At 62.1% G+C, this 17,024-nt stretch carries 13 protein-coding genes and 1 other RNA gene; 6 read left to right on the plus strand and 8 right to left on the minus strand.

The genetic code is table 11. From position 1 onward, the window contains the following. Positions 1 to 49: 49 nt before the first annotated feature. The 4 genes from P353_RS15850 to gyrA form a co-directional block, all read right to left on the minus strand. Complete coding sequence (locus P353_RS15850) at positions 50 to 946, minus strand: prephenate dehydrogenase (protein WP_034371367.1); 897 nt, start codon at positions 944 to 946, stop codon at positions 50 to 52. Beyond that, a complete protein-coding gene (gene pheA, locus P353_RS15855; RefSeq protein WP_003067663.1) occupies positions 946 to 2,046 on the minus strand; it encodes a prephenate dehydratase in 1,101 nt (366 codons plus the stop codon). Before pheA ends, P353_RS15850 begins: the two co-directional genes overlap by 1 nt. A gap of 122 nt (positions 2,047 to 2,168) precedes the next feature. Next, positions 2,169 to 3,278, minus strand: a complete 1,110-nt coding sequence (gene serC / locus P353_RS15860) for a 3-phosphoserine/phosphohydroxythreonine transaminase (RefSeq protein WP_034371370.1) — start codon at positions 3,276 to 3,278, stop codon at positions 2,169 to 2,171. Between the two features lie 129 nt (positions 3,279 to 3,407). Continuing rightward, positions 3,408 to 6,272, minus strand: coding sequence for a DNA gyrase subunit A (gene gyrA, locus P353_RS15865; protein WP_034371373.1), 2,865 nt, complete (start codon positions 6,270 to 6,272; stop codon positions 3,408 to 3,410). A 229-nt stretch (positions 6,273 to 6,501) separates the two neighbouring features. Here gyrA and ompA point away from each other — a divergent pair, with 229 nt between their 5' ends. From ompA to P353_RS30330, 6 genes are all read left to right on the plus strand, one after another. After that, entirely contained in the window at positions 6,502 to 7,146 is a 645-nt protein-coding gene (gene ompA, locus P353_RS15870) for an outer membrane protein OmpA (protein ID WP_003077020.1), read from the plus strand. Positions 7,147 to 7,229: 83 nt separating this feature from the next. After that, positions 7,230 to 7,943: a bifunctional 2-polyprenyl-6-hydroxyphenol methylase/3-demethylubiquinol 3-O-methyltransferase UbiG gene (gene ubiG / locus P353_RS15875; RefSeq protein WP_003067659.1), complete on the plus strand. Its 714-nt coding sequence runs from the start codon at positions 7,230 to 7,232 to the stop codon at positions 7,941 to 7,943. Positions 7,944 to 7,948: 5 nt separating this feature from the next. After that, positions 7,949 to 8,608 carry an HAD-IA family hydrolase gene (locus tag P353_RS15880; protein ID WP_034371375.1) on the plus strand — a complete coding sequence of 220 codons (660 nt, stop codon included), beginning with the start codon at positions 7,949 to 7,951 and terminating at the stop codon, positions 8,606 to 8,608. 19 nt (positions 8,609 to 8,627) lie between these two features. After that, positions 8,628 to 9,004: a transfer-messenger RNA gene (ssrA, locus tag P353_RS28225) on the plus strand. A 216-nt stretch (positions 9,005 to 9,220) separates the two neighbouring features. Next, positions 9,221 to 10,468, plus strand: coding sequence for a tyrosine-type recombinase/integrase (locus P353_RS15885; RefSeq protein WP_034371378.1), 1,248 nt, complete (start codon positions 9,221 to 9,223; stop codon positions 10,466 to 10,468). A gap of 992 nt (positions 10,469 to 11,460) precedes the next feature. Then, positions 11,461 to 11,658: an integrase core domain-containing protein gene (locus P353_RS30330; RefSeq protein WP_080750567.1), complete on the plus strand. Its 198-nt coding sequence runs from the start codon at positions 11,461 to 11,463 to the stop codon at positions 11,656 to 11,658. On the opposite strand, the gene P353_RS15895 is transcribed toward P353_RS30330, so the two are convergent. The 4 genes from P353_RS15895 to P353_RS15910 all read right to left on the minus strand — a co-directional run bounded on the left by P353_RS15895 (position 11,655) and on the right by P353_RS15910 (position 17,005). Further along, on the minus strand, positions 11,655 to 12,692 hold the full coding sequence (locus P353_RS15895; protein ID WP_034371380.1) for a porin: 1,038 nt from the start codon (positions 12,690 to 12,692) through the stop codon (positions 11,655 to 11,657). The genes P353_RS30330 and P353_RS15895 overlap by 4 nt on opposite strands. 74 nt (positions 12,693 to 12,766) lie before the next feature. Beyond that, a complete protein-coding gene (locus P353_RS15900) occupies positions 12,767 to 14,221 on the minus strand; it encodes an aldehyde dehydrogenase family protein (RefSeq protein ID WP_080750569.1) in 1,455 nt (484 codons plus the stop codon). Between the two features lie 50 nt (positions 14,222 to 14,271). Next, positions 14,272 to 16,008: a thiamine pyrophosphate-requiring protein gene (locus P353_RS15905; protein WP_052084884.1), complete on the minus strand. Its 1,737-nt coding sequence runs from the start codon at positions 16,006 to 16,008 to the stop codon at positions 14,272 to 14,274. 22 nt (positions 16,009 to 16,030) lie between these two features. Further along, entirely contained in the window at positions 16,031 to 17,005 is a 975-nt protein-coding gene (locus P353_RS15910) for a Bug family tripartite tricarboxylate transporter substrate binding protein (protein WP_034371384.1), read from the minus strand. Positions 17,006 to 17,024 lie beyond the last annotated feature (19 nt).

Raw genomic sequence — 17,024 nt, forward strand, 5'->3', positions numbered from 1 at the left:
CTTGGCCCGGTGTCCGTGGCGGTTGGGTGAATAGATCGACGCCGCTAGTTTAAGAGCCTCGCTTGCCGCCCAAGGTCCATTCGGCGCGAGCGGCGCTGGCCAGGGTCAGGCGGTCCTGCAGGCCCTGTCCGTCGTTGGCCTGCATCAGCCCTTCGAGCTGCTCCAGCGCCTGGCGGAACTGGCGCGACTGGGCCAGCACCTGATCGCGGTTGGCCAGCAGCACGTCGCGCCAGAGCTTGGGATCGCCCGCGCCTATGCGGGTGAAATCGCGAAAGCCTGGCCCGGCCAGCGCCAGCATATCGTCGGCGCCGGGCTGGTTCAGCACGCTTTGCATCATGGCGAACGCCAGCAGATGGGGCAGGTGGCTGACGGTGGCGAGCGCGCAGTCATGGGCCTCGGGCGACATGGCCGTGACCTTGCAGCCCAGGGCCTGCCACAGCGCCTGGGCCTTGGCCAGATGCGCGGTCAGCGTGCGCTCCGTAGGGGTCAGCACGACCTGGGCGCCCTGGTAGAGCTTGACGTCGGCGTGCTCCACGCCGGCCACTTCCTTGCCGGTGATGGGGTGGGCGGGCACAAAGCTGCCGATCTGGTCGCGCAGCGCCGAACGTGCGGCCTGCACCACATCGACCTTGGTGGAGCCCACGTCCATGATCATCATCTGGGGCGTGACCAGATGCTTGATGGACTTGAGCGTGGCCTCGGTGGCCGCCACGGGCACGGCCAGCAGCACTAGGTCGGCGCCGGCCGCCGCCAGCAGGGCGGAGGGAGCTTCCACATCGATCACGCCCATCTGGCGGGCGCGCTCGGTGGTCGAAGGCGATTTGCTGTAGCCCACCACGCGCTTGACCAGGCCGGCCTTCTTGAGTGCCAGGGCGAAGGAGCCGCCCATCAATCCGCAGCCGATCAAGCCAAGCTGCTCGAACGGCTGCAATTCCTGAGTCGCCATCACTTGCTCACCGGGTAGGTGCCCAGCACCTTGTAGAACGCGCACAGGCCCTGCAGCTCCTGCAGGGCGGCGGCCACATTGGCCTGGGCCGGGTGGCCTTCGATGTCGATGTAGAAGTAATACTCCCATTGGCCCGTGCGGGCCGGGCGCGACTCGAAGCGCGTCATCGAGACGCCATGCTTCTTCAGCGGCACCAGCAGGTCATGCACGGCGCCGGCCGTGTTGGGCACCGAGACCACCAGGCTGGTGCAGTCGCTGCCGCTGGGCGCGGCCGTGGCCAGCGTGTGCGGCAGGCAGATGACGGCAAAACGGGTGCGGTTGTAGGCATCGTCCTGAATCGCATGGCTGACGATGTGCAGGCCGAACTGCTGGGCGGCGCGCTCACCGGCAATGCCGGCCCAGTTGGGGTGCAGGGCCGCCAGGCGTGCGCCTTCGGCATTGCTCTCCACGGGGCGGCGTTCGGCATGAGGCAGATGCTTGGACAGCCAGCCCTGGCACTGGGCCAGAGCCTGGGGGTGGGCGGCCACGACCTCGATGCCGTCCAGCGTGTTGCTGGTGCGCATCAGGTTGTGGCGGATCAGCATGCTGACCTCGCCCACCACATGGCAGGGCGTGTGCAGAAACATGTCCAGCGATCGCGTGACCACGCCCTCGTTGGAGTTCTCCACGCCCACCACGCCGTACTGGGCGCTGCCGGCGGCCGTGGCATGAAAGACTTCCTCGAAGCTGTTGCAGTACATCAGGTCGGCCGCGCCGCCGAAGTACTGGATCGCGGCTTCTTCGCAGAAGGTGCCGGCCGGGCCGAGCACGGCCACGCGCTGGGGGGATTCCAGCGCCAGGCAGGCCGACATGATCTCGCGCCAGATGGCGGCCACATGCGCGCCCTTGAGCGGGCCAGGGTTGTTGGACTTGATCTTCTCGATCACCTGGGCCACGCGGTCCGGGCGGAAGAAGGCCGAGCCTTCCTTTTTCTTGAGCTCGCCCACCTGCTCGGCCACATGGGCGCGCTGGTTGACCAGCTCCAGCAACTGGCGGTCCAGGGAGTCGATCTGGTTGCGCAGCGACAACAGCTCGGGGCTGGCTTGGGGTTCTTGGCTCATGAATCTCTCAAATTTCGTAGCTGCTGGCGCAAGCTGCACAAGGATTTCAGACTAAAACCTTGGTGAAGTACTTGCAGATAAAGCGCTGGCAGCTCATCTTTTTACAAGGCTAAAGGTGGGGCTCAGGCCTGACGTTGCTCGAAGTCCCGCATGTAGTCGACCAGCGCCTGCACGCCTTCAATGGGCATGGCGTTGTAGATGCTGGCGCGCATGCCGCCCACGGACTTGTGGCCCTTGAGCTGCAGCAGGCCGGCTTGCTTGGCGCCGGCCAGGAAGGCGTCGTTGCGCGACTCATCATGAAGGAAGAACGGAATGTTCATGCGCGAGCGGCAGTTCGCGGCCACCTTGTTCACATAGAACGAGGACTGGTCCACATAGTCATAGAACAGCTTGGCCTTGGCGATGTTGCGCGCTTCCATGGCTGCCACGCCGCTCAGATTGCCTTCGGTCTGGCGCTTGAGCCACTGGAAGGTCAGGCCGGCCATGTAGATGCCCCAGGTGGGAGGCGTGTTGTACATGCTGCCGTTGTCGGCCACGGTTTTGTAATCAAACGCCGAGGGGCAGACGGGCAGGGCATGGCCCAGCAGGTCTTCGCGCACGATGACGATGGTCAGGCCCGCGGGGCCGATGTTCTTCTGCGCGCCGCCAAAGGCCAGGCCCACGCGGCTCCAGTCGATGGAGCGCGAGGCCACGTGCGAGGAAAAGTCGATGATCAGCGGTGCATCCGAGCCCAGGGCCTGGAGGTCGGGCAGCTCATGGAACTCCACGCCGTGAATGGTCTCATTGCTGCAGATGTGCACATAGCTGGCGCCGCGGCTCAGGTTCCAGCTGCTGGCGGCGGGAATCGTGGTGTAGTTGCTGTCCTTGGCGCTGGCGGCCACATTGGCATCGCTGGCGTACTTGGCCGCTTCCTTGGCCGACTTCTGGCTCCAGCTGCCGGTCACCACAAAGTCCACCACGCCGGCGCGCGACAGATTCATGGGTACGATGGCGTTTTCGGCAATGCCGCCGCCCTGCATGAACAGGATCTTGAAGTGGGCGGGCACGGCCAGCAGCTCGCGCAGATCGGCTTCGGCGGCTTCGTAGATGCTGATGAATTCCTTGCCGCGGTGGCTCATTTCCATCACCCCCATGCCGGAGCCGTGCCAGTCCAGCATTTCGGCGGCTGCGATCTGCAGCACTTCTTCAGGGATGGCGGCGGGGCCTGCGGAGAAGTTAAAAGGGCGGTTCATCAGATTTACGCTCAAAACATGTGAAAGCGCTTGCCTAGCCTGCGCTTTCAGCGATCAAAAATTGGGCCACGGGCATGGGGCCATGCCCGTGGCATCCGGTGCGGACCGGGTCAGCCTGGGGCTGGTCGATCAGGAGGCGTCGCCGGACTCGGCTGTGCCTTCGGCGCCGGCGCTGCCGGAGTCATCGGCTTCGCTGTCCTCGCTGGCACTGTCGTTGGCATCATTTTCCACGATGCGCTGCAGGCCGATGAGCTTGGCGCCTTCGTCCAGATTGATCAGCGTCACGCCCTGCGTGGCGCGGCCCAGTTCACGGATTTCAGCCACGCGGGTGCGCACCAGCACGCCGGTATCGGTGATCAGCATGATCTCGTCTTCCGGTGCGACCAGGGTGGCGGCCACGACCTTGCCGTTGCGCTCGGATTGCTGAATCGCAATCATGCCCTTGGTGCCGCGGCCGTGGCGCGTGTATTCCACGATGGAGGTGCGCTTGCCGTAGCCGTTTTCGGTGGCCGTCAAAACGCTGTGCAGTGTTTCACGTGGCAGCTGAGCAATCGTTTCCTGAGCGAGCTTTTCCGCATCATCTGCGGCTGCGCGTGCGGCCTCAACCTGCTGATTCAAGTCGTCCAGCTCTGTTGCGCTGGCATTGGCGTCCTGTGCTTCCTTGGTGCGCGCTTGCAGCTGCTCCAGGGTGTCCTTGGCTTTTCTTGCTGCGACTTCTGTGGGGTGTTGCTCGGCGACCAGCATCGCGATCACGCGTTGCTGCTCTTCGATGTTCATACCGCGCACGCCACGTGCATTACGGCCCATGGGGCGCACATCGTTTTCGTCAAAGCGAACCGCCTTGCCGCCGTCGCTGAACAGCATCACGTCGTGTTCGCTGTCGGTCAGTGCTGCGCCGATCAGCACATCGCCTTCGTCCAGGCCCACGGCAATGATGCCGGCCTTGCGCGGGTTGCTGAACTCGGTCAGCGGCGTCTTCTTGACGGTGCCCATGCTGGTGGCCATGAAGACGAAGTGATCTTCGGGGAAGCTGCGGTTGTCGCCGGTCAGCGGCAGCACCACGTTGATCTTCTCGCCGTCCTGCAGCGGGAACATGTTGACGATGGGGCGACCACGCGAGCCGCGCGAGCCCGAGGGCACTTCCCAGACCTTGAGCCAGTACATGCGGCCACGGTTGGAGAAGCACAGCAGGTAGTCGTGCGTGTTGGCGATGAAGAGCTGGTCGATCCAGTCGTCTTCCTTGGTCGCAGTGGCCTGTTTGCCGCGGCCGCCGCGCTTCTGGGCGCGGTATTCGGACAGGGGCTGGCTCTTGATGTAGCCGGTGTGCGAGAGAGTCACCACCATGTCGGTGGGCGTGATCAGGTCTTCGGTGGACAGATCTTGCGCGCTGTACTCGACGGTGGAACGACGCTCGCCCTTCTTGGACTGACCGAACTCGGCCTTCACGGCGTTGAGTTCTTCGCCAATGATGATGGAGACGCGCTCGGGCTTGGCCAGGATGTCCAGCAGGTCTTCGATGACCGACATGATGTCCTTGTACTCGGCCACGATCTTGTCTTGCTCAAGGCCCGTCAGGCGCTGCAGACGCATCTGCAGAATTTCCTGGGCCTGGGTTTCGGACAGGCGGTACTGACCGTTTTGCTGCATGCCGAATTCGACTTCCAGGCCCTCGGGGCGATAGTCGTCGGCATTGACCACGCCGCCATCGGTGCGCGTGCGGGTGAGCATCTCGCGCACCAGCGTGCTGTCCCAGGATTTTTCCATCAGCGCGGCCTTGGCCACGGGAGGTGTGGGAGCGTTGCGGATGATGGCGATGAAGTCGTCGATATTGGCCAGTGCGACGGCCAGGCCTTCCAGCACATGGCCGCGGTCGCGCGCCTTGCGCAGCTCAAACACGGTGCGGCGGGTCACCACTTCGCGGCGGTGCTCCAGGAAGACCTGGATCAGATCCTTCAGGTTGCACAGCTTGGGCTGGCCGTTGACCAGTGCCACCATGTTCATGCCGAAGGTGTCTTGCAGCTGGGTCAGCTTGTAGAGGTTGTTGAGCACCACCTCGGGCACTTCGCCGCGCTTCAATTCGATCACCAGGCGCATGCCGGACTTGTCCGACTCGTCCTGGATATGGCTGATGCCCTCGATCTTCTTTTCGTGCACCAGCTCGGCCATGCGCTCCTGCAGCGTCTTCTTGTTGACCTGGTAGGGCAGCTCGTCAACGATGATGGATTGGCGCTGGCCCTTGTCGATGTCCTCGAAGTGGCACTTGGCACGCATCACCACGCGGCCACGGCCGGTGCGATAGCCTTCCTTGACGCCGTTGATGCCGTAGATGATGCCGGCCGTGGGGAAGTCGGGCGCGGGAATGATCTCCATCAGCTCGTCGATGGAGGCTTCGGGGTTCTGCAGCAAATGCAGGCAGCCGTCCACTACCTCATTGAGGTTGTGCGGCGGGATATTCGTGGCCATGCCCACGGCAATACCCGAGGAGCCGTTGACCAGCAGGTTGGGCAGGCGGCTTGGCAGCACCAGTGGCTCGCTCTCGGAGCCGTCGTAGTTGGGGCCGAAGTCCACGGTCTCCTTGTCGATGTCGCCCAGCATTTCATGAGCGATCTTGGAGAGGCGGATTTCCGTGTAACGCATGGCAGCGGCGCTGTCGCCGTCCACCGAGCCGAAGTTGCCCTGACCATCGACCAGCATGTGGCGCAGCGAGAAGTCCTGCGCCATACGCACGATGGTGTCGTAGACCGCGCTGTCGCCGTGAGGGTGGTATTTACCGATCACGTCACCGACGATACGCGCCGACTTCTTATAAGGGCGGTTCCAGTCGTTATTGAGTTCGTGCATGGCGTACAGAACGCGGCGGTGCACGGGCTTGAGGCCATCACGCGCATCAGGAAGCGCCCGGCCCACGATCACGCTCATGGCGTAATCGAGATAACTGCGACGCATCTCCTCTTCAAGGCTGATGGGCAGAGTTTCTTTAGCAAACTGGGTCATGTCTAGTGATACTTTGACGGCTGGAAAACAGCCATTTTAGGTCGAATGGCGTGTGGCAGCAGAGCAACATAACTGAGGAATTACATAGCTGTCCTACTTGTTGGTGCCTAGTTGACAACACTCTTGCATGTTACGTATGGCACAATCATTTCAACGTTTTTGGTGATGGTCACTGATGACGTCCACAGATTCGCAGCCCTGCTGCGGCTTTTTCCCCAAGAGGAGAACCATGAAGAAACTGAACAAAGTGGCGATGTTGTTTGCCTCTGCTGCCCTCGTGACAGCCGCTGGCGCACAAGTGAAGGCTGCTGACGGTGGCAAGACTATCGACAACTGGCAAAACGGCACCAGCGAACTGGTGTGGAAGAACGGCACGAACGAACTGTGCTGGCGCGATGCCAACTGGACTCCTGCTACTGCCGCTGTTGATTGCGACGGTGCTCTGAAGGCCCAGGTTGCTGCTCCCGCTCCCGCCGTTGTGCCTCCCGCTCCTGTGGCTCCCCAGCCTGCAGTGGCATCTAAGGTTACCTACTCTGCTGACGCTTTCTTCGACTTCGACAAGTCCGTGCTGAAGCCCGCAGGCAAGGCTAAGCTGGATGACCTGACCGGCAAGATCAAGGACATCAACCTGGAAGTCATCATCGCCGTGGGTCACACTGACTCCATCGGCTCCGATGCTTACAACCAGAAGCTGTCGGTGCGTCGCGCTGAAGCTGTGAAGGCTTATCTGGTGTCCAAGGGCATCGAAAAGAGCCGCGTGTACACCGAAGGCAAGGGCAAGAAGCAACCCGTGGCAGACAATAAGACTGCTGCTGGTCGCGCTCAAAACCGTCGCGTGGAAATCGAAGTTGTGGGCACCAAGGCTGCTCAGTAATCTTTCGATTGCTACACAAAAAGCCCCGGTAACGGGGCTTTTTTTATGCCTGATCCATTGCGGTAATCGCGGACAATTGCATCATGAGCAACACTATCAATGCCGACCCGGCAGAACTGGAAAAATTCTCCAGCCTGGCCCATCGCTGGTGGGATCCCGAGAGTGAATTCAAGCCACTGCATCAGATCAACCCTCTGAGACTGGACTGGATCAACGCCCAGGCGCCATTGGCGAACCAGCGTGTGCTGGATGTGGGCTGTGGCGGAGGCATTTTGGCGGACTCCATGGCGCGCAAAGGGGCCAAGGTGGTGGGTATCGATCTGGCAACCAAGGCTTTGCGCGTCGCGCAGTTGCATGCTCTGGAGGCAGGAACGCCCAATATTCAATACCATGAGGTCAGCGTCGAGCAGCTGGCGCAGGAGCAGCCGGCCAGCTTTGATGTGGTCACCTGCATGGAAATGCTGGAGCATGTGCCCGATCCTGCATCCATCGTGCGGGCGTGTGCCCAGCTGGTCAAGCCTGGTGGCTGGGTGTTTTTTTCCACCATCAATCGCAATGCCAAGGCTTTTGCGCTGGCGATCGTGGCTGCCGAATACATGCTCAAGATGATTCCCAAAGGCACTCATGAGTACGCCAAGTTGCTGCGCCCAAGCGAGTTGGCTCGCTTTGCGCGCGAAGCCGGCCTGGATGTGCAAGGCAGCAAAGGCATGGAGCACAACCCGATCTCGGGCCGCTATTGGCTCAGCAATGACACCTCGGTCAATTACATGCTGGCAACACGCCGCCCGCAGGAGTGACAGCCATGTGGAAGCACGTTAGAGCCGTTCTTTTTGATCTGGATGGCACTTTGATTGACAGCGCTCCTGATCTGGGTGCTGCAGCGGACAAAATGCGTGTGGATCGCGGCATGCCGTCGCTGCCGCTCAATGCCTACCGCCATATGGCCGGGGCTGGGGCGCGCGGAATGCTGGGTATTGCGTTCGGTATGACGCCTGAGTCTGCCGGCTTTGCGGAAATGCGGGAGGAGTTCTTTCGCAACTACGAACAATGCATGACCGAGCGTACCTATGCTTTTGATGGCGTGCCCGAGTTGATCCGGGCATTGGAGGCCGGCCCGCTTCTATGGGGCGTGGTGACCAACAAGTCCATGCGCTTCACTGACCCTTTGACACGGCAAATGCCCTTGTTTGCACAGGCTGCAGCTGTGGTGAGCGGGGATACGACGCCGCATGCCAAGCCTCATCCCGAACCTCTGTTTGAGGCTGCCCGACGTATGCAGATTGCTCCCGAGCATTGCATTTATGTCGGAGATGACGAGCGTGATATTCAGGCGGGTGCCGCAGCGGGTATGAAAACTGTAGCTGCACGCTATGGCTACCTGGGGGCGACAGCAGATACGGTTCATTGGGGGGCTGATGCGCATATCAATTCACCGCTTGAGTTGTTGAAGTTGCTGGGATGAGGCTAGAATAGGCAACTAAGGGGCTGTCCTGGTTTCGACGTGGGTTCGGGACCGGTGCGGTGCATGTCGAGCTTGAGTGATGCTCGTAAATCTCCATTCAAAAAACTAACTGCAAACGACGAACGTTTCGCACTCGCCGCTTAATCCGGTGAGCCTTGCAACAGCACGCTAGTGGGCTGGGCAAGGGGGTAGCAATACCTCCCGGCTGCAAGGGAATTTACATTAGCTGGCTGGATACCGGGCTTCTTGGTATTTGGCGAGATTTTAGGGAGCTGGCTACCCAAGCAGCGTGTGCCTGCGGGGTTTGGGTGGCGAGATTTAAAACAGAGCACTAAACATGTAGATCTGTCCGGCGAAGGCTTACGGACGCGGGTTCAATTCCCGCCAGCTCCACCATCCACCCATCCAAAGGGGTTCAATGAAATTCATTGAACCCCTTTTTATTTTTAGAAATCAATGACTTAGAGTGCAATTGAGTCTAAAGAGATTCCACTTCTGCCAATAACGAGAGGGGGAACGGATGGGGGAACAGACGATTGAAATGGTAGATTTACCTCCATTGTTCCCCCTCCTCCCTCTGGGGAAGGTGATTTTTGAGAGGTTTGTTCCCCCATGTTGACCGATGCTCAGTGCAGAAATGCCACTTGTTCCCCCGGCGCGAAGAGAGAGCGTTTTTCTGACTCTGGAGGCTTGTACTTGGAGGTCAGTCCCGCAGGATCACGGCGTTGGTTCTGGAAGTACCGTAAAGATGGCAAAGAAGGTCGTTTGGCACTGGGAAGTTACCCGCAGGTCAGCTTGTCAGCTGCGCGCAAAGCGCGAGACATTGCTCGGCTGCAAAAGTCTGAAGGCATTGACCCTGCTAAAGCGCGCAAGGTTGAAAAGCTGGTTAATCCGACTGGGTTTGACAATTCTTTCAAATCAGTGGCTTTGGAATGGCATGGACGGCAGGTCACTCGCTGGAGTCCAGGGCATGCCGAGCGCACACTTCGGCAGTTGGAGCGCGACTTGTTCCCCTGGATTGGTGATAGGGAAATGTCACAGATTCAGCCCATGGAGCTTTTGGCGGTGCTTCAAAAGGTGGAGGAGCGTGGTGCGATTGAGACTGCAGACCGTGCTTTGATGCTAGCTCGGCAGGTCTGGCGCTATTGGCTACCAACGGCCAGCAATACTCAGCGTGACATCACAGAGGGGTTGAAGGCACGGTTGACCCCTTATCGTGGAAGTAATTTCCCAGCGATCGTGGAGCCGGAGCGCTTTGGCGAACTTTTGAGGGCGATGTATGCCTACAAAGGCGGCCCGTTTGTGCGAACGGCACTTTTGCTGGCGCCGCTGCTTTATCAGCGCCCAGGCAATCTGCGGATGATGGAGTGGGAAGAGCTTGATTTGGATGGGCAACTGTGGACGATTCCTAGCGCAAAAATGAAGCGTTCTGTGCAAGAGAAGGAAAACGGCGAGCCGCATGTTGTGCCGTTGCCCAAACAGGCGGTAGCAATGCTTCGTGAGTTGAAGCCTCTCAGTGGGCGTGGCCGTTATGTTTTCCCTGGCCAGCGAGACCATGACCGGCCCATGTCAGATAACTCTGTGCGTACAGCCTTGTATAGCCTCGGGTTTGGCGATGAGCAAAGCTGGCATGGTTTTCGGGCCAGTGCCAGAACCATGTTGGTCGATCAGCTAGATCTGGATCCTCTGGCCATCGAGGCCAATCTGGCACATGCCGTCAAGGATGCCAATGGACGTAGCTACAACCGCACCAAGTACTTGGCAAAGCGCTTTGATCAGGTTCAGCAGTGGGCTGATTACCTTGATCGACTGCGTAATGGCGAGGCCAATGTGCTTGCGTTGCATCAGCGTGTAGGCTGACATGTAGAAGCTCTGATTTGATCTGAGAGTTGCTCCCGCTTCGTCTGGTACACCTGTTAGGTTGATTCAGTGCGGAAGGGGGCCGCCTTCAAAGCTGAGACTGCACCGTTACTGAGCTTGCTCGGGGATATGGATTGATCCTTGTCAGGGAATCCTGATTGGGGACGACTGATACTGGAATGAGCAGGCGACGTACTTGGAGCAACACCTCACCTTAAAGCCGCTCACGCCATTCCGGACCGTCGCTGCTTGCTATTTTTCTACTGCCTCCGGTTTTTGCGCCTTGTTCAATCATCCGTTAGGGAAGGTCTGCATAGAACGCCTGACGACCTGCTTGGCATCGTCGTGAAGCACTGAGACGATACGCAGCATGAAGCAGCACGCTTGGGCTTGGGCGGTTCGCTAATCCGGTGCTGCAGGCACGTGAACTGAGAAGGAACATGCTTCGTCCGTATTGTGGATCAATGGGTCAGCGTATTTGCTCGGTCATGCGTGTGTTGTGCGGACCTTCCTTAGCAAAGCAGGCGGCACCATAGAGCACAAGATGAATCAGATCCGTTACATCTCAGAGCAGAAACTCTGGTCCCTCGAGCAAATGAAGCCACCTCTGAGCCGGACCGTGGTTGAGTTGACTAAAGAAACCAGTATCACCGCCTTCACCCTGCGTACGTGGCGCGAAGCAGCTCGCCAAGGCGGTCATGCGTACCTGCCCGTCAAAGGCTGCTTCTTCTACTGCTACATGGGCAAGGACATGTACAGCAGAAAGCTGGTGGCCAACGAAGTGCACGAAGCCGAAGCTTCGCAGCAGGCATCGCAACTGCTGCACAAGGCCTGCCTGCGTGAGCAAACGGCAGGTCGCCCGCTGGTACCTGACTCGGGCAATGGCTCGGATCTGCTGATGGCAATGCAGGCCCTGGGCGTGGTTCCGTCATACAGCCGGCCTCGGGTCAGTAACGACACGCCTACGCCGAGGCCCTGTTCCGCACGGCCAAATGCTGGCCGCTTTGGCCGAGCGTCCCTTCGACAGCGTGCAGCAGGCCAGGCGATGGGTGCTGTGCTTTGTGGATTGGCACAACGAAGAGCATCGCCACGGCGCGTTGAGGTACGTAACGCCAGGCCCGCGTCACAGAAGGCGGGATCCGCATAACCTGGCTGTGCTGTTGTGCCGTCGCCGTGCTTTGGACTCTTAGAAAGTATGTCGCATGCCGAGTTGTATGCCGCGCAGGTCCTGGCCAAGGGCCGGTGCGCGCGTACCCATGTCCTGGCTGGAGGGAAACATGGCGATGCGGCTGCTCCCTTTGTTGCTGAGCAAGGCGGCCGAGGTATACAGCATGGTGCGCTTTGACAGGTTGTAGGCATAGCCGACGGCGAACAGCGATGCGTCGCCGAGGCTGCGCTTGTTCTGGATCCAGGAAGCGCGGAACTCTCCTGCTCCGAGGGGCACGGTGGCGCCCACCAGGTAGCCTTTGGCCGATTCCAGGGAGTCAGCCTTGTTGTGCTGCAGGTAGCCAAACAGCTTGAAATGATCAAAGCGGTAGGTGGCACCGAGGCCGGTGGTCTGGCTGGACACGGAACCCGTGCCCTGGGCACCGATGGCGCCGACGGCGGCTTCGATGCGGTCCATCGCCAGGCCGATGTAGAGGCGATCGGCCGTGTACTCGGCGCTCGCGGCGATGTTCTTGTTTGCCGTACCTTCGCGCATCTGCGCCAGCAGGCGTATGTTCAGGCCGCCGAACAGCGTCGGCGAGAGGTATTGCACCGCGTTGGGTAGCTGCGCGGTGTAGCCGCGTACCGCATTGCCTTGCAGCATCGACAACTGGGCACCGGTTTGCGAGCGCGCGAACGGATCGCTTTTACCGGTGATGAAGATGAAGGGGCTCCATTGGGCGCCGAGCTGGACGGAACCGAGCGAGTTGTCGCGCAGGCCGACGTAGGCTTCGCGGTTGAAGAAGGTGGTGGGGTTGGTCTGCATGCCGGTGTCGGCCTGGAAGCCGTTCTCGAGCTTGAAATAGGCGGTGAGGCCGCCACCGAGTTGTTCGGTGCCGCGCAGGCCGAATAGCGAGGTATCGCTGCTTAAGGTGTTGCGCGTCCCGGCTTCGCCCTGGTACTTGATGGCGTTGAGGCTCAGGTCGATGCGCCCGTACAGCTCGACGCCGGATGTCTGCGCGGCCGTGATCAAGGGAAGCAGGGCCAGGGGCATGGCGCTGAGTTTCGTGAAGCTCATGTGGATGTGTCTCCGGATGGTTGTGCGTTGGTGGGAGGGTGATCGCCTTGTGGTGGCCGATGAATGTGTCCGCCTCATGCCGGTACTTTCAGCACATGCGCCTGCATGTAGTGCTTGAGGCCTTGCGCGGCATACTCGCTGCCCAGGCCGGACTGCTTGGCTCCACCAAAAGGAATCTGCGCGTCCAGCCACAGATGGCGGTTGACGCTGGCGGTGCCTACGTCGAGGCGCGCCGCGATGCGCGCCGCGGCCTGGGTGTCGCGGCCCCAGACCGAACCCGTCAGCCCGTAGGGGCTGGCATTGGCGCGCTGGACCACCTCGTCGATGTCGGAGAAGCTCAGCACGGGCAGTACGGGGCCGAACGGCTCTTCGGCCACGAGGCGGCTGTCTTCGGCGATGTCGCTAACGACGGTGGGGGCGATGAAGTAGCCTGGGCGTTCGATTGCATGCCCGCCACAATGGAAGCGGGCGCCGCGCGCTCGCGCATCGGCGAGGATGTCCAGCACGATGCGGTACTGCGCCGCGTTCTGCACCGGTCCCAGGGCCACGCCGGCTTCGAAGCCGTGGCCCACCGGCGCGGCTTGCGCTAGGCGCGCCAGGGCGGTGCAGAACGCAGCGTGCAGGCTGTCGTGCACGTAGAGGCGCTTGATCGCCATGCAGATCTGGCCGCTGTTGGCGAAGGCCGCATGGAACAGTTGTGGCGCGATCGCCTCGGGGTCGGCATCTGCGAGTACGATGGCGGCGTCGTTGCCACCGAGCTCCAGTGTCAGCCGCTTGAGCGTGCCCGCGCTGCTGGCCATGACTTTCTTGCCGGTGGCGCCTGAGCCTGTGAAGCTGATTTTGTCGATGTCGCGATGCTCGGCCAGCGCCCGGCCCAGCGCGTTGCCTCCCGAGACCATGTTCAGCACGCCGCGGGGCAGCACGGACTGCGCCCTTTGCGCAAAGCGCAGTGCGCTCAGCGGCGTGTAGGGGGAAGGCTTGACGACGATGGTGTTGCCGGTGAGCAGCGCGTGCGTGATCTTCGGGAGGCACAGCACCAAGGGCATGTTCCAGGGCGTGATCGCGCCGACCACGCCCAGCGGCCGGTGGTGCAGCTCGACGCGGCCGTCGGCGTCATGGCGCAGTACTTCCATCGGCACCTCGACTGCGACCAGGTTTTGCAACTGCGTGGCGGCGCGCAACACCTCGTCGCGTGCCCGCGCCAGCGGCTTGCCCTGTTCCAGGGTGATCAACGCGGCCAGTGGATCCAGGTCTTGCTGCAGCAGATCGGCGAGCCGCAGCAGGCTGTGGCGCCGTTCGGCCCAGGACCGCGAGGCCCAAGCCGGCTGGGCCTGCCTTGCTGCGGCGACGGCCTGGTCCAGCTGGGCCGGCGAGGCTTCGGGCGCGGTCCCAAAAGCTTCGCCGGTGGCAGGGTCGATGACCTCATATCGGCCGGCGCCGTCAATGGCGCGGCCGTCGATGGACAGCATCGGGGGCGATGCGTCAAGGCGTAGCGCGCGCAGCGCATCCGCACGCGTCAGGTGCTCCATGGGGAATCCTTTCAGTTGGGGGGCGGGGCTGGAGCCCCGCAGGAGGGGATCTACTCGCCGATGACGTTGAGCAGGGCCTGGCGGCCTTCGGCCTGCACCGCATGCAAGGCGCGGCGCAGCGCCGGTAGCAAGTCTTCGCGGTGGGTGACGCGCTCGCCGTAGCCGCCCGAGGCCTCGCAATACCTTTCGAAGTCGGGCACTGGCCTGAGCGATGACAATGGCTGGGCTTGGCGCTCCCGGGCTTGATGCGCGGCATGGCCTTGCGGGTACATGCCGGTGGCGGCCTTCTGCACCCCCTCCCAGGCTTCGTTATTGAATACCACCGTGAGCACCGGCAGATGGTGCATCGCGGCCGCATGATGGCAGGCGGCGGGGTTGGCGAAGAGGTAGGCGCCGTCGCCGAGCACGCAGATCACGGTGCGGCCGGGGGCCGCCTGCTGGGCGCCCAGCGCGGCAGGCAGACCCCAGCCTAGCCCACCGGAGGAGGGGAGCTGGAAGAAGCCGCCGGCCTCTTCAAAATCCATCTGCTCGCGCATGGCGGAGTACTCGTTGATCACGATGGCGTCGCGCGGTCGCACGGCCTCTAGGCAGCGGGAAAGGAACAGCTTGCTGATGGCGCCACCACGGGCCTCGTCGCGCTGTGCTCGTTCCGCGACGCCGGCGCGGACGGCCTTGCTCATAGCCTGGGCGCGCAGGCTGCGCGCTTGCGCGCCGCGCTGCGCGCCTACGGCCTCCAGTGCCGGGATCAGCGCGGCGAGCAGGGCGCTGGCGTTGCTCGTGATGCAGAGGTCGGAAGCAAAGTTGCGCATCGGATAGCGCGCGAACAGCGGGTCGCTGCCGGCCAGCGCGACAAAGGCTCCGGCCCGGGGCTCCATGGCGGTCGGTATCCACGGCACGTCGGTTTCGAGGAACAGCAGCGCATCGGCCTGTGGCAGCACCGTGCCCATGTCATAGCCCAGGTGCAGCGGGTGCGATGACGGAAAGCTCACGTAGCGGGGCCGGTTCTCTGCCACTCCAATGCCAAAGCGGTCGGCGAGCTCGGTCAGCTGAGCGACGGTTTGCGGGTCTGCGCCGCTGCTGGTACAGACGACGACCGGCAGTTCGGCCGACGCCAGCGCCCGCGCCAGCTTTTGCACCGCCGATGGATCGGGATGGGCGGAGGAGGCAATGGGCACGTTGTGGCCGACGGGGCAGCTGTCCTTGGGCTGGGCCAGCACTTCGCGTGGCAGCGTCACATAGACCGGGCCGCGCGGCTCGGTGGTGGCGACGCCGAGCGCACGGTCGACCACGTCGGCGACCTGCATGCCGTCGCGCAGTTCGTAGTCCCATTTGACGAGTTCCCGCACCATCGCGCCCTGGTCGAACATCTCCTGCGCCCAATGGACTTCATGCGTGCGTGAGCCGGTGCGGCCGTGCTCGAACCAAGGAGTTCGGCCCGCCGCCAGCAGCAGCGGCACCTGGGCACGGATCGCGTTGAACAGGCCGCATACGGCATTAGCCGTTCCCACGCTCACATGGAGCATCACGGCCTGGGGGCGGCGTGCCACCATATAGAAGCCGTGGGCCATGCCTATGGCCAGGTTTTCATGCGCGATCAGTATCGGCTCGGGCAGCGCCAGCCCGGCGCTGGCGGCGCGTGCATAGGCTTCGATCACCGGTGCGGTGTCGGTGCCGGCACCGACGTAGAAGTAGTCGACGCCGCGGTCCTTGAGCAGCACGAGGAAAGCCTCGGCGACGGACTCGGTGCGAACCGTGGAGTGGGCGTCAGCCCGCAAAGCTTGGGTCATTGGTATGCCTTGCGCGGATAGCTCAGTCGAGCGTGATCTGGGCTGCGTTGATAACCGTCTTCCAGCGCGCCGTTTCTTCGCGCAGCATGGCCGCAGTCGCCTCGGGCGTGCTGCCCACCGGATCGGCGCCGAGCGTGGCGAACTGGCTGATGACGTCGGGCATCTTCACGATGTCGCTCACCTCCCTGGCCAGCATCTGCACCACCGTCGCGGGAGTGCCTGCCGGTGCCGCCAGCGTGACCCAGGTGCTCGACTCGAAGTTCCGCACCCCGGCTTCGTGCATGGTCGGTACGTCCGCAATCGTGGCCACGCGTTCCTTGGTTGCCGAGGCCAGGATGCGCACCCGCTTGCTCTGGTGGAAGGGTAGGGTGGTGGTGAGGTTGTCGAACATCAGGTCGACGGTGCCCGCCATCAGGTCGCTCAGCGCCGGTGCCGAGCCGCGGTAAGGCACATGCACCATCTTGATGCCCAGTTGGTTCTCGAGATACAGCGTGGTCAGGTGCGAGGTGGTGCCGTTGCCTTGCGAGGCAAAGCTGAGCTTGCCCGGGTTGGCTCTTGCGTAGTCGATCAGCTCCTGGAGTGTGCGCGCCTTCACCGACGGGCCGACCACCAGCACGTTCGGCATGTTGGCGATGGTGGTGATTGGAACGAATTTGCGTGCGTCGTAGCTGATGTTCTTGTAGAGGTTGAAGTTGATCGTCAGCGGCCCCGGGGGGCTGGCGAACAGGGTGTAGCCGTCGGGTGCGGCACGCGCCACGGCGGCGGCGCCGATGTTGCCGCCGGCACCGGGCTTGTTGTCGATGATCACGGACTGGTGTACGCGGGTACGCAGCTTGTCACCGACAATGCGCGCGATTGAGTCGGTCGTGCCCGCGGCCGGGAAAGGCACGACGATGTTGATGAGCTTGTTCGGGTATGGGGTCTGCGCCGCGCCGGGCATGGTGATGGGCAGCAGGGCGGCACCGCACAGCGCGATGCGGATGAGGGACTGTTTCATGTTTGTCTCCGTTGTTGTA

The sequence above is a fragment of the Comamonas testosteroni genome (genome assembly GCF_000761245.1).
GTDB lineage: Bacteria > Pseudomonadota > Gammaproteobacteria > Burkholderiales > Burkholderiaceae_C > Comamonas > Comamonas testosteroni_C.